Here is a 14,121-nt window from a genome sequence, read left to right on the forward strand (position 1 = left end):
CCCACCATGGCGGCAAGCTGCGATTCCTCGACCCGATCGAGTCGGCATTGGCCGACCTGCGAACCCTTGCCCGCGGCGTGCGAGCGCCACCGGATCTCGTCACGATCGTCGCGATCGACGACGCGGTCGTAAGCCAAGCCGGCACCTATCCCCTGCCACGCTCGGAAATCGCTGCGATCGTCGATGCGATCGCGCGGCTCGAACCCACAGTCATCGCGGTTGATCTGCTGCTGGTCGACAAGGGGTCCGAAGCCGGCGACGCCGCGCTTGCGAAATCCTTCGCGGCACGGCCCACGGTGCTGGCAGCCGCCGCGGTGTTTCCGGAAACCGTACAGCCGGCCGCCGACGGCGATGCTCCCCTTGCCGGACTGCCGACCGCCGATCGGTTTCTGCTTCCGCTCCCCGCGTTTGCCGGCCGCGCCGAAGTCGGCATCGCCAACGTATCGACCGGCCGGACCGGCACGCCCCTCGCCGTTCCAATGCTGTTCCGGACTAGCGACAGGATCGAGCTTTCGTTTCCGCTTCGGATCGCCGCGATGGCGATCGGCAAGCCGCTCACGATTGAACCGGAACGCCTGCGGTTCGGCGACCGGTCGATCGCGACCGCATCTGACTATGCGCTGCCGATTTCCTATTACGGGCCGCGTCGCACCATTCGCACGGTGAGCGCGGCGAGCCTGATCGACGGCCGGATCGACCGGGAAGCCATCCGGGGTCGGATTGTCATCCTTGGCGCGACGGCGACCGGCGCGGGCGATTTCTTTCCGACGCCTTTCGACTCACTGATGCCCGGCGTGGAAATCATTTCAACCGCCGTTACGCAACTGGTCGCTGGCGACGGCGTCGTGCGCGATCGGTCGGTTCGCATCGTCGAAACAGTGACGGCGATCCTGCTGCCGCTGCTGCTGGTCGGATTGCTGGTCTGGCGGCGAAACGCGCTTGGTCTGTTGAGCGCCGCCGCCGCGGCCGCGGCATGGGCGGTGGCGAATGCCGTCGCTTTCGCTTACGGGATCTGGCTCGACGCCGCGACGACGATCGCCGCGGCCGCGCCGCCCGTCCTCCTGTTCGGCGCCCTGCAATTGTGGTCGGGCCAGAAAAGCGCGCAGCATCTGGCCGTGCAAAACAGGTTGCTCGAGCAATTCCAGACGCCCGGCCTGCAGCAATGGCTGACCAACAATCCTGACTTCCTGCTGACACCCGTCAGGCAGGATGCCGCCATCGTCTTCGTCGATCTTTCCGGCTTTACGTCGCTCAGCGAGACCCTCGATCCGGAAGCGACCCAGCAATTCCTGAAGGCGTTTCATGCGCTGGTCGGCAAGCAGGCGACCAAGTGCGGCGGCATGATCACGAGCTTCCTCGGCGACGGCGCCATGATCCTGTTCGGCCTGCCCGAGGCGGCGGCCGATGACGCCGCGCGCGCGGCCGAATGTTCGATCGCTCTTTGCGTTGCGACCGAACGCTGGATCAACGCCTTGCCGACGGAAATCGCGGCGCGGATCGGCTTCAAGATCGGCGCCCATTTCGGGCCGATCGTCGCCTCCAGGCTGGGCGGTCGAAACCATCAACACATCACCGCGACCGGCGACACCGTGAACGTGTCGAGCCGCCTGATGGAAGTGGCGGCCCGGCATGGCGTCAGGCTGGCACTGAGCGATACACTGCGCCGCGAGGGCGAGCGCAGCGGCGCCCGGCTGAAGACGGGCAGTCTTGCCGGTCCCGTCGAGGCGCAGATACGCGGCAGGTCCGGCTCACTCGCGGTTTGGCTGTGGCGGGGCGAGGACCAGTCAGCGGGCAAGGACACGCACCCGGACGCGGCGGAGTGATCGGCGCGCCTCCTACCGCAGTTCCGGCGGCGGGGCTCGGTCGAACACCTCGCCCTTCGGCCCGACGAGCCGGTTGAGCGCATAGGTCTCTATCACCAGCGGGCCGCGCCTGCGCTGGACCTCCGCGATCCTGTCAACGCGGGTGAACATCGCCTTCAAGGGCGGATCGCCGGGAAACGCCTCGCGGACATGGAGCAGCGGGCCGGCGAGTTGCGCCGCATCGGGTTCGGCCATGTCGACCCAGCGGAAGCGCTGGTTTTGCTGCGCCACGCAGGTACCCCTTGGCAGATGAAACGCGAGCCAGGCGGTGGTGCCGTAGTCCGACGCCAGCACGCATGTTGCGCCGATGCGCACTCTCACCGCTTCGATTTCGCGCGCGGTTTCGCGCCAGCCGACGCCGACACTGCGCACGGTCGCGTCACGACGATAGCCGGAGAGCACGCCGGTGTTGGCCTGCGCCACCAGCAGGGCAAACATCAGGACGCCCGCCGGCGCCGCCCAGCGGCGGCAGAAGTCGACCGCGCGCTGCTGGCGCGGCTCCCATTGAACGAGGTGGGCAGCGACCGCGGCGGCCATGGCGAAAGCCGGATAGACCGGCGCGAACCAGTTGGCTTCCACGCGCGCATGCAGCGAATGCCAGGCGAAGTAAGCCACGATGGTCCAGAACATCGCATTGACCAGCACGCGCGCCGGCAACGCGCCGGCACGACGCCGGTACATCGCATAGAGCCCCATGGCGCCGAGGATAAACACCAGCGGCGTCGCGAACGCGATTTGCGTCGGGATCAGTTCGGCGATGAAGGCCGGGCGGAAATCCTCGATGCGCGCCCGCCCCATCTGCTTGATGAAGGACACCCAGCGGTGTTCGGCATTCCACAGAACAACCGGCGCAAACATCGCGAGCGCGACCATACCGCCAAGATAAAGCCAGGGCGAAATCAGCCAGCGCCGCAATCCGGGGACGACGGCGAGCCAGATCAGGATCGCCGGTCCGAAGAACAGCGCGGTGTATTTCGACAACAGCGCGCAGCCGGCCGCGGCGCCGACGGCGAGCCACCACGCTCCGCGTCCGCTCTGCAGCACCTTGGCGAGTGCGAACAGCAGGAAGCTCGACGCCACCAGCAGCGGCGCGTCCGGGGTCACGATCATGGTGCCGACCGCGCCCATCAGCGTCACGTTGAGCAGGAGCGCCGAGGCCGCCGCCACGCGCCGGCTGTCGAACAGGATCAATGCCGCCTGATAGATCGCCCAGCTCATCGGCAGCGCCAGCAGGATCGACACCAGCCGCACGCCGAGTTCGGTATCGCCCGCCATCACGGCGCCGAGCCGGATCACCACGGCGACCATTGGCGGATGGTCGTAATAGCCGCCGGCGAGATGCTTCGACCACATCCAGTAATAGGCTTCGTCGAAGGTGATCGGCGTGTAGGCCGCGGCGATCAGGCGCAACGCCACCAGTGCCAGGATGGCAACAGCCGTTTGGAGGACAAGCCGCGGCCCGCTCGGACTCATTTCCGGCTATCGCTTGCGCCAGACGAACAGCCCGGACATCGCGTAGTTCCAGACCACGCCCATCAGCGCGCCTGCAAGCCCTGCGAGCCACCAGATCGGCTCCTGCTCGAACACCGAAAACGCGACGCCGACATTGGCGAAAAGTCCGACGCTGCACACCAGATAGAACAGCAGCAAGCCGCGCAGGATCGCAAAACCCTTCAGCCGCTGGTCGCGGTAGGTGAGAAAGTTGTTGAGGATGAAGTTGCTGGTCATGGCGACCAGCGCGCCGATGGCCTGCGCTTCGGCAAACGGGGCGTTGAAGACTTCATGCGCGATGAACAGCGCGACGAGATGCACGACGAGGCCGATCGAACCGACCATGGCGAACAGCAGGAACCGCAGCGACACCACGTCATGGGTCAGCTTCGCCAGCACCAGGCCGACGAAATCCAGCGCCACCATGGAATCGAGCTTGCTCTCGCCATGCTGGCGCGCGCCGAAGGTGTAGGGAATTTCGATGGTGCGCAGCTTGCCCTGCGCGGTGGCGACGATATCGAGCAGTATCTTGAAGCCCTGGGTGGATAGCTGCGGAGCCAGTTGCTCGAAACGGTCACGGCGGATCATGAAGAACCCGCTCATGGGGTCGGCGATCTCGACCTTGAGCACCCGCCTGGCGATCTCGGTCGCGAGCGCGCTGGCGCCGGCGCGCTGCCTGTTGAAGCTGTCGGCGCTGCCGCCCTCGATATAGCGGCTGCCGACCACGAGTTCAGCCTCGCCGCTGCGCAGCAGCGCGACCATTTTCGGCAGTTGGCTCTCATCATGCTGCAGGTCGGCGTCGATCACCGCCGCATAGGGAGCGCTCGACGCCAGGATACCCTCGATACAGGCGCCGGAGAGGCCGCGCCGGCCGATCCGGCGCAGGCAGCGGACCCGCGGATCCTTCCGCGCCAGACCTCGCACCACCTCCCAGGTACCGTCAGGGGAGTTATCATCGACAAAGACGACCTCCCAGCGGATCCCGGCCAACGTCGCTTCCAGCCGCCGGTAGAGCACAGTGACGTTGTCGCGCTCGTTGAAGGTCGGAACAACCACCGAAAGCTCAGGCAAGCCGGCCTGCGACGCGGTTTCGGGGCCGGAATCGGGAGCATGTTCCATAGCGGCCAGCGTATATCCGCCGCGGGCTGACATGCCAAGGCTGGTTCAAATTTGAATGCGGGAGGGGAAAAAGGGTCAAACTTGCCCCAAAATGCCAACGACCACGAACAGAGGGCGCGCGTACATCCGGCGCAGCCAAACTATTCATGGTCGTCCCAGCGCCGGAAGCTTTGCAGCGTCAACGTCGCCGTTATTCAGTAATTAGGAACGTCCGGGGCTTTCCGCAAGGGGCCGATTTCAGTTCGGCACTTCCCGAACCACCGGCCCGCGGGGCGCCGGCGCGGCGGGCGGCGGCTGAACGATGGTCGGCTGGGCGGGCTTGGCAGGCTTGCCGAACTGTCCGATCGGGCCGTAGACGATTGCAATGACCAGCACAATCGACGCGACAATGGCTCCCAAAATGCCGGCTACCGACCGAGAATCCATGCTGAAATATCCCCCCGCCTGATCCGGAATCAGTATCATGGAAAAAGACCCGGGAGGAGTAGCTCGGCTCGCGGCGTCCAATGCGCCCGACCGAAACGGCCTCCAGGATGTCTCCACGCGAGAGTCGCGCCACGGACATGCAAGAACCGCGATTCCATCGTAAACATGGCGCGGTCGGGACTTGGTTTGAACATTGGAACGGGGAATAGAATGTCGAGCACGGAGCAAGGTAAATCAGGCGGGAAATCGGGCGGGAAATCAGCACGGCGCAGCCGGAAGGGGGAGCGGACCAGGAAGGCGAATTCGCAAGTCAGCCCGACACCGGTTCAGCTGAAAGGCGTGGAGCCCAATCCCCCACCGCAGCCTGAGCCGGAGCCCGCACGCGTCGAGCAGCCGGAGGCTGACCGGCCGACTGTCCACGCGCTGATCGATCATCTCGCCGTGACGCCCGAAGGCCCGTCGGCCAGAGTCCCGTTGCCCGAAGCGGCGGCGGACGAAGTCCCCGCACCCAAAGCCCCGGCGCCCGAAACCTCGATGCCCGAACCACGCCTGGCTGAAGTCCCGCCGCCAGCAGCCCCCTCACCCGTCGAGCCCGCGCCGGTAAGCCTGCAGATCATCGCCAATGCCTATCGCGACTACACCAAGAAATCGCTCGAGGCGTTCGGCTCCTATGTCGAGCAATTGAGCGGCGCCCGCTCGCTCGACAAGGCGCTGACTCTCCAAACCGAATTTGTGAAGAAAGCTTACGAGACCTCCGTTGCGGAGTCACAGCGGATCTGCGAGTTGCACAGCCGGCTTGCCAGGCAGACGCTCCAGCCGCTTCAAGGCGCGGTCAGCAAAGCGCCCGACGCCGGTAGCAAGACCTGATCCCGACGAGTTCTCCGTTGAACAAACCCTCGAAACCGTCTGCGGGGAACCGCGGCAACATCTACATCGGCATCGGCGGCTGGACCTTCGCGCCGTGGCGCGGCGTGTTTTACCCGGAGAAGCTGGCGCAGACCAAGGAATTGTCCTACGCCGCCTCGAAGCTGACCTCGATCGAGATCAACGGCACCTATTACGGCTCGCAGAAGCCGGAGAGCTTTCGCAAATGGGCGCGCGAGGTGCCCGACGGATTCGTGTTCTCGTTGAAGGGACCGCGCTTTGCCACCAATCGTCGCGTGCTGGCGGAAGCCGGCGATTCCATCAAGCGCTTCTATGATTCCGGCGTGCTTGAGCTCGGCGACCGGCTCGGCCCGGTGCTGTGGCAATTCGCGCCGACCAAGAAGTTCGACGCGGCCGATTTCGGCAAGTTCCTCGAACTGCTGCCGCGCCAACTCGAGGGCCGCGCGCTCCGTCACGTGGTCGAGGTGCGGCATGACAGTTTCTGCGTGCCCGAATTCGTCGCGCTGTTGCGAAACTTTAAGACGCCGGTCGTGTACGCCGAGCACGGCAAGTACCCGGCGATCGCCGATGTTGTCAGCGATTTCGTCTATGCCCGGCTGCAGAAGGGCAATGACGAACTCAAGACCTGCTATCCGCCGAAGCAGCTCGACGCCTGGGCGAAGCGGTTCCAGTCCTGGGCTGCCGGCGGAGAACCCGACGACCTGCCCCGCGTCGATCCCTTGAAGCCAACGAAGACGCCGCGTGACGTCTTTGCCTATGTGATCCACGAGGGCAAGGTGCGCGCCCCCGCCGGGGCCATGGAACTGATCGCGCGGGTTCAATCGGAGTAAACCCTTGCCCCGCAACGTCGTCCGTGACGGGCGGCACCCCAGTGTCCGGATCCTGCAATGGCCCGCAAGACCAACCGCCTTTTCACCATCGGCTATGAGCAGACGCCGCCAAAGGCGGTGCTCGACGAACTCGAGCATGCCGGCGTCAAGCTGCTGGTCGATGTACGCGCCATCGCGTCGTCGCGGCGGCCGGGGTTTTCCAAGAACCAGCTCGCCGCCGGCCTCGACGCGCGCGGTATCGGCTATCTGCACCTGAAGAAGCTCGGCACCCCCAAGAGCGGCCGAGAGGCCGCGCGCAGCGGCAAGGTCGATCTGCTTCACAGGATCTATTCCGCGCATCTGAAAACGGCGGAGGCACGCGAGGAACTCGACGAACTTTCGGCGCTGGTCAAGAAGGCAGGCCCGGTCTGCATCCTCTGCTATGAGCGCGACCACACCCAGTGCCACCGGCAATGGATCGCTGAGATCATCGAGGACCGCGATGGCGTGAAGGTGGAAAATCTGGTGGCGCCGCAGGTCTAGCCGCCGTTGTCGGCACAATGGGAGCATTCAAGCAAGCCGTGACCGGCGAATCTGCTTTCATCCCTCGCCATCGAGCCGGAACGCGCCTTCCATCATCTTGACGCTGCTGCCGCCGACGTGAATGGAGGCGACCGCGCCGTTCTGCTTGCGCACGCGCGTCAGCAGCAGGCTCGGCCGCCCCATGTCGACTCCTTGACCGATCCGCAGCCGCAGCTCGCCGTCGCGGACCACGTCGAGATCGGCCAGCAGCGCCGCAACGGCGGCGGTCGCGCTGCCGGTGGCGGGATCCTCCGACAGTCCGCTGGCGGCGGGGTGGAACATCCGCGCCTGCAAATCGCGGGGCTGCTCATGCGCCGGCACGTCGCGCGTATAGAAATAGACCGCGTCGCTGCCGTCGCAGGGAAAGCTGGCCGCGAACGCCGCCGCGTCCGGCCTGGCCCGGCGCAGCGCATCGCGCGAAGCGATCTCGACCACGAGGAAAGCCAGCCCGACCGAGATGACCTGCGGTCGGTGCCGGTCGATTCTCACATCCTCCACCGTCAGCGACAGGCAAGCCGCGGCCTGTTCGGCACTGAGATACGACAGCCGTTTCAGAGGCTGCGGCGCCGTCAGTTCGGTGCTGACGACCCTTCCCTGCTCGGTCTCGATTTCGACCGGCACCAACCCGGCCTTCTCCTCGAACAGGAGCCGCGCCGGCGGCCTGGCGGCCAGCGTCGCCAGCACGAAGGCGGTCCCGACATTGGGGTGGCCGGCGAACGGTATCTCCCGGTTCACGGTGAAGATGCGAACCTGCGCGTCGTTGCCGGGGTCCTGGGGCGGCAGCACGAAGGTCGTCTCGGAGAAATTGAACTCGGTGGCGATGGCCTGCATCTGCGGCGTCGACAACCCGACGGCATCGAGCACCACCGCGAGCGGATTGCCGCCGAAGGCGCGGTCCGTGAAAACGTCAACCGTGATGTAACGGCGCTGCATGTCTGGTCCCCTTGACCGGTTGCCACACTGCCAGCGGCGTCACCGCACGTCGCCGGTCAGCCTATTTGCACCAATCGCGCGCGCAGCAAAAGTAGATCGCGCGAATGTCGCCGCAGATAAATTCAGTGCAATGAGTGCAATCGTCCTGCTGGCAGGCTTGGCCCTTCGTTCCCCTCGGCATGTCGGCGCCAACGGCGCGTCGGACGCTGCCGAACACTCGCCTTGTATGCGCAACGATGGATGCTATGTTTTTGGGGATGCAACTGGGTGTTTCTCGTCATGCAAATGATGGTTGCGATTTTGATCGCGCTTGTGGCGGTGCTGCCGGCGGCTGCCCAGATCGCGCCGACCGAGGCCGAATTGCGCGCCTATAGCGGCCTGCATGCCGCCGCCGCGCGCGGCGATGTCGCCGACATCGAGAGGCGGATCACCGCGTCGGAAAACAAGGAAGCGGCCGACAGCCGCCAGCGCACGCCGCTGCACGTCGCGGTCTATCTCAGAAAGTACGATGCCGCCCGCGCGCTGCTCCGGCTCGGCGCCGATCCGAACAGGCTCGACATCGACCGCTACGACATCATCACCATCGCCTCGGTCGCCAACGATCTGCCGATGCTCAAGATAGCGCTGGAGGGCGGCGGCAATCCCCGCACCGTCACCAGCCGCTACGACGGGACGGCCCTGATCGCGGCAGCCCATCTCGGTCACGTCGAGGTCGTGCGCATGCTGATTGCCGCCAAAGCACCGCTCGATCACGTCAACAATCTGCAATGGACCGCGTTGATCGAGTCGATCGTGCTCGGCGACGGCGGCAGGAACCATACCGAGACCCTGCGCGCGCTGGTCGACGCCGGCGCCAACGTCAATATCCCCGACGGCAGTGGGGCAACACCGCTCAAGCTCGCCAGGAGCCGCGGCTATCGCGAGATGGTGACGATCCTGGAAAAAGCCGGTGCCAGGTAACGGGTTGGCTTTTCAACGTCGGTGCGGGCTTCGATGGTGCCCCGGCCGGCGGCAGCCATGCCTTAGCCGTGAAACTTCAACCCGTCTGTGATCTTGTCGATCACCTTGCGCTCGGCGCGCATTGCAAGACCGACCAGGTTGAGCTCGGCGCGGATCACGGTGCGCACCGCCTCGCGGTTGGCGGCGTCATGCGTGGTCCTGAACATGTCCTCGGTATAGACCGCTGGCGTGACGTTGCGGGCGAGCGTGCGCTCGAGCGCGCGCGACAGCGCCGGCCGGTCGGCGCCGTAGATCAGGATCGGCTGGCCGATCAGCGACAGGTATCTAGTGCCCGACGCATCGCCATAGGGCTCGCCGATACATTCGGGAAACGCGGCGGCGATGCCGCCGGCCAGGAACGAAGCCACGTTGAGCTTCTGCCACGCCTCCAGGTCGGTCCGGATGATGACCGCGATCTTGGTGTCGAACTGCATCTTTCCAGTCCCTCGTCATTCGGGATGCGCCGAGAAGCGCGGTTAAAGGGAGTTGGCCGCGGCCACGCCGTCGGCGGACACTGCATGGCGCATCAGGATGCTCCCGCCATGGTGAGAGAGCCTTGGATGCGCTGGAATGCTGGCGACACCGACCCGGACGAAGTGCCGAGCCTCATAGAAACTGACGGCGTCGAGATTGTCGGCCCATACGTGCAGGCTCAATCGATCGTAACCGGCCTCCACCGTCCGGGCTTCGGCCCAATTGAGCAAGGATGCGCCGATGCCGGAACCGCGATGCGCGTCATCGACCGCCAGGCTGTTCAGGAACATGCTGCCCCAGTCCTGCAGCTCCAGCATCGGCCGGATGTGGTTGTGGCGTTCGGAGCCAAGCAACATCAACTGGTCTTGCTTCAGCCTATCGGCGGGAAACACGTTCGCTGCGGCGATGATCCCACCGTCGCCGCCGAGCGTTGCGACGCAGCAGTTGCGATAGGAGATGGGATGTTGTTCGCCGCCGATGCCGATCGACAACAAGTCGATCGCCGTCACAAACGGGATCAGATCGTCGAACAGGAATTCATAAACGCCGCCGCCGGCGATGCACATGAACCGCGCGATGTCGCGGCTATCGTCCGAGCGGGCCATCCGATAGGTGATCTGAACCGGCATCTTTCCAGTGACCGTCCAGCTATCCCCGCCGCGCGGCTTCCAACGCCTGCGGCGTGTCGATGTCGAGGAACGCGCCGTTGCCTTCGACCGGGACTTCGGCCACCGCCTCGTTGTGCTTGGCGATCAAATGGCGGGCGCCGACGTCGCCGTCCAGCGTCATCAGCTCCCGGAAGAAACGCCGCGACCACAGCACGGGGTTGCCGCGGCGACCGTCGCTGACCGGCAACGCGATCAGGCGGCCCTGGTCCGGCGCGAAGGCCTCGATCAATCGATCGATCAGCCTGGCCGAAACCAGCGGCATGTCGCCGAGGCACACGATCGCGCCATCGGCAGTCTCGGGCACCGCCGCAATGCCCGCCTTGACCGAAGACGCCAGTCCACCGACGAAATCCGGATTGCGGACAAACTTCACCTTGAGCCCCGCCAACGCCTGCTCGACAAGGTCGGCCTGGTGGCCGGTGACGACGATCACCGCTGTCGCCTTCGACGCCAGCGCCTGCTCGGCCACGATCCGCACCAGCGCCCTGCCGTCGATTTCAGCCAGCAGCTTGTTGGGGCCGCCCATCCGTGTGGAGCGGCCGGCCGCCAGCACGATGGCGGCGACGTTGCGACCGGCTTCGACGTCGACGACGGTGCGCGGCTGCGGCCGCGTCACGATTTCCATCAAGAGGCCGCCGACGCCCATGCCAGTGAGTTCGGCGCGCGTGACCTTCAATCCGGCGAGCAGCCGCATCAGCACCCAGTCAAACCCGTTCTCGACCGGCGAGCGCGCGCATCCGGGCGCGCCCAGCACGGGCACGGCGCCGGCGCTCCCGATCAACAGCAGATTGCCGGGATCGACCGGCATGCCGAAATGCTCGATGGCGCCGCCGATCTGCGTGATCGCGGCCGGGATCACGTCGCGGCGGTCGGCGATTGCGGAGGCGCCGAACACGATCACCAGTTCGGCGCCGAGGCCGAGCAGTTCTTTGATCGAAGACGCCAGATCAGCCTGGTCATGCGGCACGCGCCGCTCGGCGATGATGCTGGCGCCCGCCGGCGCCAACCGCTCCGCGGTCACCCGCAAGGTCTTGTCGATCACCTTCGGCGCCAGCCCCGGCAGCAAGGTCGAGACCACGCCGACGCGCTTGACCATGTAAGGCGCAACCCGCAGCGCACCGTTGCCGGCGGCGGTCACGGCAGCGTCGCGCAGCCTGGCCTCGACGCCGAACGGAATGAGCTTGACGGTCGCGATCATCTCGCCTTCGACCACAGGCTTGAAGGCTGCGAGCGTCGCAAAGGTGATGGCCTCGTCGACGCCGTTGATGCGGTCGACGGCGGCGCGGTCCACCACCAGCACGCCGGCTCTGGCCGCGAACAGGTTGGCGCGGCCGGTAAAGGCGCGCTCGACATTGACGCCTTCGCCGGCAACCGCCTCTGCGATGCTGGCGGCAGCCACGTCCTCGGAGACGTCGCCCTCTTCCAGCCGCACCACGACGATTTCCCTGACCCCGGCCTTGTCGAGCGCCTCGGCCTCGGCCGGCCCGATCGTGGTGCCCTTCTTGAGCACCAGTTCGCCTTGCCGCAGCGTATGCACGGTGACGCCGCCAATCGCCTCGGCAGGACTGGCGGGGCCGAACTTCATGCCGCCTGGACTTTGGCGGCCGCCTTCGGCAGCCGCAGCTCGGCGGTGATCTCGGCCATGATCGAGACCGCGATTTCGGAGGGCGAGACCGCGCCGATGGAAAGCCCGATCGGTGCGTGGATGCGGGCGATGTCGGCGTCGGAAGCGCCCTGCGCCTTCAGCCGCTCGGCGCGCTTGGCATGGGTCTTTCGCGAGCCCAGCGCGCCGATATAGAAGCAGTCGCGCGCAAACGCGTGCAGCAGCGCCGGGTCGTCGATCTTGGGATCATGCGTCACCGCGACGAACGCGGTGTAATGGTCGATGTTGAGCGGCGGCAACGCCACCTCGGGCCATTCCGCGATCAGCGGCACGTCGGGGAAGCGCTCGGGACTGGCAAAGGCGGTGCGTGGATCGACCACGGTGACGTCGTAGTCGAGCGCGCGCGCCAGCGGCGCCAGGGCCTGGCTGATATGGACGGCGCCGATGATCACCAGCCGCGCGGTCGGCGCATAGACGTTGAGAAACAACTGCTTGCCGCCGGCCTCGACCATGCCGCTCTTGCCCATCCGCAATTGCCTGGCCAGATCGGCGCTCAGCGGGTCGGCGGCGATATCCCTGGCCTTGACCAGCCGCTGCTCGCCATTGGCGATATCGGTGACCACGATCACCGGACGTCGCGCGGCGCGCTCGGCATTCACTTCCATCAGGGTTTCGAGCTTCACGATCAACCCACCTTCTCGACGAAGACGCGGATGGTGCCGCCGCAGGACAGGCCGACATTCCAGGCGGTCTCGTCGGCGACGCCGAATTCGAGCATTTTCGGTTTTCCGCTGGCGATCACGTCGAGCGCTTCGGTGACGACCGCGCCCTCGACGCAGCCGCCAGAGACCGACCCCAGAAACGTGCCGTCGTCGTTGATCACGAGGCTGGAGCCGGCCGGCCGCGGCGCCGAACCCCAAGTCTCGACCACGGTCGCCAGCGCGACCCCGTGGCCGGCCTTCTGCCAGTTCTCGGCCGCCTGCAGAATGTCTTCATCGCGGTTGAGCATGTGACGCCCTTTCAAGCTGCCGATCGGATCAGGCTGCGATGATGCGGCGGAGGCGGCGCCGACAGCGCCGCGATCAACCCCTCCATCGAGCTCAAATTATGCACCGGGCGGAATTCGTCAACGTGCGGCAGCATCATTTTGATGCCCTGTGCCTTGGCCTCGAAGCCGCCGTAGCGCAACAGCGGGTTGAGCCAGATCAGGCGACGGCAGGACCGGTGCAGCCGATCCATCTCGAACCCCAGCCTGTCATCGGCCTCCCGCTCCAGCCCGTCGGAGATCAATAGCACGATGGCGCCCTGCCCAAGCACCCGCCGGCCCCATAATTTGTTGAAACCGTGCAGCGAGGTGGCGATGCGGGTGCCGCCAGCCCAGTCCTCTACCGACGATGAGCAGCGCGCCAGCGCCTCGTCGGGATCGCGCGCCCGCAAGCTGCGCGTCACGTTGCTCAGCCGGGTACCGAACAGGAATACCGACACGCGCTTGCGCGCATCGGTGATCGCGTGGAGGAAATGAAGAAACAGACGGGTATACTCGCTCATCGATCCCGAAATGTCGAGCAGCGCCACGATCGGCGCCGGTTTGTCGATCCGGCCGAGTTTGCGGATATCGATGATCTCGCCGCCGGTGCGCAAGGAGTTGCGCAGCGTGCGCCGCATGTCGAGCCGCAGCCCCCTGGCGTCGGGCTGGTGGCGGCGGGTGCGCAGTTCGGCTTGCGGCAGCTTCATGTCGGCGATCGCGCGGGTGACCTCGGCGATCTCGGCCGCGCTCATCTGCGCAAAATCCTTCTTCTGCAGGATTTCCTTGTCGGAGACCGATAGCCGCAGCTCCTGCTCCTGGATCTGTGGCGCCTCGTCGCGCATCGAAGGCTGGGCCAGCGCCTCCTGCACGCGGCGCGAGGCCGGCGGCGGCTTCTTTCGGGCATGGTCCGGCAACGGCACCGAATCCAGCATGTGCTTCCAGTCTTCGGCGGCGCGGAAGAACAGGTCGAACGCCTGCGCGAAGATCAGCCGGTGTTCGCGGCGCTTGACGAAGATCGCCTCCAGCGTGGCGTAAACGTCGGCGCGGTGGCCGATCTCGATCGCCTGCAGCGCGTTCAGCGCGTCGATCACGGCGCCGGGCCCGACGGGAATGCCGGCGGCCCGCAGCGCGCGCGCAAAGCCGACGATGTTGTCGGCCATCTGGCCCGTGGGGGGATTGAGGTGATCGATGGTGGTCATGATGGGACCCGGTTACTTACCTCGTCATTCCGGGGCGACGCGTC

Annotated in this window: 15 protein-coding genes; 5 read left to right on the plus strand and 10 right to left on the minus strand. The window is 66.0% G+C overall.

Annotated elements, in window-relative coordinates; translation table 11 throughout:
• Positions 1 to 1,823: adenylate/guanylate cyclase domain-containing protein (locus Q0D31_RS13530; protein ID WP_291851452.1), on the plus strand; the 1,823-nt coding region annotated here is incomplete at its 5' end.
• 12 nt (positions 1,824 to 1,835) lie between these two features.
• Here Q0D31_RS13530 and Q0D31_RS13535 read toward each other — a convergent pair.
• From Q0D31_RS13535 to Q0D31_RS13545, 3 genes are all read right to left on the minus strand, one after another.
• Positions 1,836 to 3,335, minus strand: coding sequence for a glycosyltransferase family 39 protein (locus Q0D31_RS13535; RefSeq protein WP_291851456.1), 1,500 nt, complete (start codon positions 3,333 to 3,335; stop codon positions 1,836 to 1,838).
• A gap of 6 nt (positions 3,336 to 3,341) precedes the next feature.
• Positions 3,342 to 4,472, minus strand: coding sequence for a glycosyltransferase family 2 protein (locus tag Q0D31_RS13540; protein WP_291851957.1), 1,131 nt, complete (start codon positions 4,470 to 4,472; stop codon positions 3,342 to 3,344).
• A 237-nt stretch (positions 4,473 to 4,709) separates the two neighbouring features.
• Positions 4,710 to 4,898 carry a hypothetical protein gene (locus tag Q0D31_RS13545; protein WP_291851459.1) on the minus strand — a complete coding sequence of 63 codons (189 nt, stop codon included), beginning with the start codon at positions 4,896 to 4,898 and terminating at the stop codon, positions 4,710 to 4,712.
• Between the two features lie 339 nt (positions 4,899 to 5,237).
• On the opposite strand from Q0D31_RS13545, the gene Q0D31_RS13550 reads away from it, so the two are divergent.
• The 3 genes from Q0D31_RS13550 to Q0D31_RS13560 are packed head-to-tail and all read left to right on the plus strand — an operon-like array spanning position 5,238 to position 7,135.
• Positions 5,238 to 5,765, plus strand: coding sequence for a phasin family protein (locus Q0D31_RS13550; RefSeq protein WP_291851462.1), 528 nt, complete (start codon positions 5,238 to 5,240; stop codon positions 5,763 to 5,765).
• Between the two features lie 17 nt (positions 5,766 to 5,782).
• Complete coding sequence (locus tag Q0D31_RS13555) at positions 5,783 to 6,613, plus strand: DUF72 domain-containing protein (RefSeq protein WP_291851465.1); 831 nt, start codon at positions 5,783 to 5,785, stop codon at positions 6,611 to 6,613.
• A gap of 57 nt (positions 6,614 to 6,670) precedes the next feature.
• Entirely contained in the window at positions 6,671 to 7,135 is a 465-nt protein-coding gene (locus Q0D31_RS13560; protein WP_291851468.1) for a DUF488 domain-containing protein, read from the plus strand.
• A 57-nt stretch (positions 7,136 to 7,192) separates the two neighbouring features.
• Here the strand turns inward: Q0D31_RS13560 and Q0D31_RS13565 are convergent, their stop codons facing one another.
• Entirely contained in the window at positions 7,193 to 8,107 is a 915-nt protein-coding gene (locus Q0D31_RS13565; protein ID WP_291851471.1) for a PhzF family phenazine biosynthesis protein, read from the minus strand.
• A 279-nt stretch (positions 8,108 to 8,386) separates the two neighbouring features.
• On the opposite strand from Q0D31_RS13565, the gene Q0D31_RS13570 reads away from it, so the two are divergent.
• The gene (locus Q0D31_RS13570; protein ID WP_291851474.1) at positions 8,387 to 9,067 is read left to right on the plus strand and encodes an ankyrin repeat domain-containing protein; all 681 of its coding nucleotides are present in this window, start codon (positions 8,387 to 8,389) and stop codon (positions 9,065 to 9,067) included.
• Between the two features lie 62 nt (positions 9,068 to 9,129).
• Here the strand turns inward: Q0D31_RS13570 and Q0D31_RS13575 are convergent, their stop codons facing one another.
• From Q0D31_RS13575 to Q0D31_RS13600, 6 genes are read right to left on the minus strand one after another with little or no spacing between them, the layout of a single operon-like run.
• Entirely contained in the window at positions 9,130 to 9,540 is a 411-nt protein-coding gene (locus tag Q0D31_RS13575) for a DUF2000 family protein (RefSeq protein WP_291851477.1), read from the minus strand.
• Between the two features lie 42 nt (positions 9,541 to 9,582).
• Positions 9,583 to 10,209 (minus strand): GNAT family N-acetyltransferase, encoded by a 627-nt coding sequence (locus Q0D31_RS13580; protein ID WP_291851480.1) that lies wholly within the window; start codon positions 10,207 to 10,209, stop codon positions 9,583 to 9,585.
• Between the two features lie 19 nt (positions 10,210 to 10,228).
• Positions 10,229 to 11,833, minus strand: a complete 1,605-nt coding sequence (locus Q0D31_RS13585; RefSeq protein WP_291851483.1) for a molybdopterin-binding/glycosyltransferase family 2 protein — start codon at positions 11,831 to 11,833, stop codon at positions 10,229 to 10,231.
• Positions 11,830 to 12,534: an XdhC family protein gene (locus tag Q0D31_RS13590; RefSeq protein WP_291851486.1), complete on the minus strand. Its 705-nt coding sequence runs from the start codon at positions 12,532 to 12,534 to the stop codon at positions 11,830 to 11,832. The genes Q0D31_RS13585 and Q0D31_RS13590 overlap by 4 nt, the downstream gene beginning before the upstream one ends.
• Positions 12,535 to 12,536: 2 nt before the next feature.
• Entirely contained in the window at positions 12,537 to 12,860 is a 324-nt protein-coding gene (locus tag Q0D31_RS13595; protein WP_291851489.1) for an XdhC family protein, read from the minus strand.
• Positions 12,861 to 12,871: 11 nt separating this feature from the next.
• Positions 12,872 to 14,077, minus strand: a complete 1,206-nt coding sequence (locus Q0D31_RS13600) for a VWA domain-containing protein (RefSeq protein ID WP_291851492.1) — start codon at positions 14,075 to 14,077, stop codon at positions 12,872 to 12,874.
• Between the last annotated feature and the right edge of the window lie 44 nt (positions 14,078 to 14,121).

This window comes from Bradyrhizobium sp., from assembly GCF_022844465.1.
Taxonomy (GTDB): domain Bacteria; phylum Pseudomonadota; class Alphaproteobacteria; order Rhizobiales; family Xanthobacteraceae; genus Bradyrhizobium.

Excerpts from the sequence above, each read along its gene's own strand:
- Q0D31_RS13575 (WP_291851477.1), bottom strand. The coding sequence starts at position 9,540 with ATGCAGTTCGACACCAAGATCGCGGTCATCATCCGGACCGACCTGGAG.
- Q0D31_RS13595 (WP_291851489.1), bottom strand. The coding sequence starts at position 12,860 with ATGCTCAACCGCGATGAAGACATTCTGCAGGCGGCCGAGAACTGGCAG.
- Q0D31_RS13540 (WP_291851957.1), bottom strand. The coding sequence starts at position 4,472 with ATGGAACATGCTCCCGATTCCGGCCCCGAAACCGCGTCGCAGGCCGGC.
- Q0D31_RS13565 (WP_291851471.1), bottom strand. The coding sequence starts at position 8,107 with ATGCAGCGCCGTTACATCACGGTTGACGTTTTCACGGACCGCGCCTTC.
- Q0D31_RS13585 (WP_291851483.1), bottom strand. The coding sequence starts at position 11,833 with ATGAAGTTCGGCCCCGCCAGTCCTGCCGAGGCGATTGGCGGCGTCACC.
- Q0D31_RS13560 (WP_291851468.1), top strand. The coding sequence starts at position 6,671 with ATGGCCCGCAAGACCAACCGCCTTTTCACCATCGGCTATGAGCAGACG.
- Q0D31_RS13600 (WP_291851492.1), bottom strand. The coding sequence starts at position 14,077 with ATGACCACCATCGATCACCTCAATCCCCCCACGGGCCAGATGGCCGAC.
- Q0D31_RS13570 (WP_291851474.1), top strand. The coding sequence starts at position 8,387 with ATGCAAATGATGGTTGCGATTTTGATCGCGCTTGTGGCGGTGCTGCCG.
- Q0D31_RS13580 (WP_291851480.1), bottom strand. The coding sequence starts at position 10,209 with ATGCCGGTTCAGATCACCTATCGGATGGCCCGCTCGGACGATAGCCGC.
- Q0D31_RS13545 (WP_291851459.1), bottom strand. The coding sequence starts at position 4,898 with ATGGATTCTCGGTCGGTAGCCGGCATTTTGGGAGCCATTGTCGCGTCG.
- Q0D31_RS13535 (WP_291851456.1), bottom strand. The coding sequence starts at position 3,335 with ATGAGTCCGAGCGGGCCGCGGCTTGTCCTCCAAACGGCTGTTGCCATC.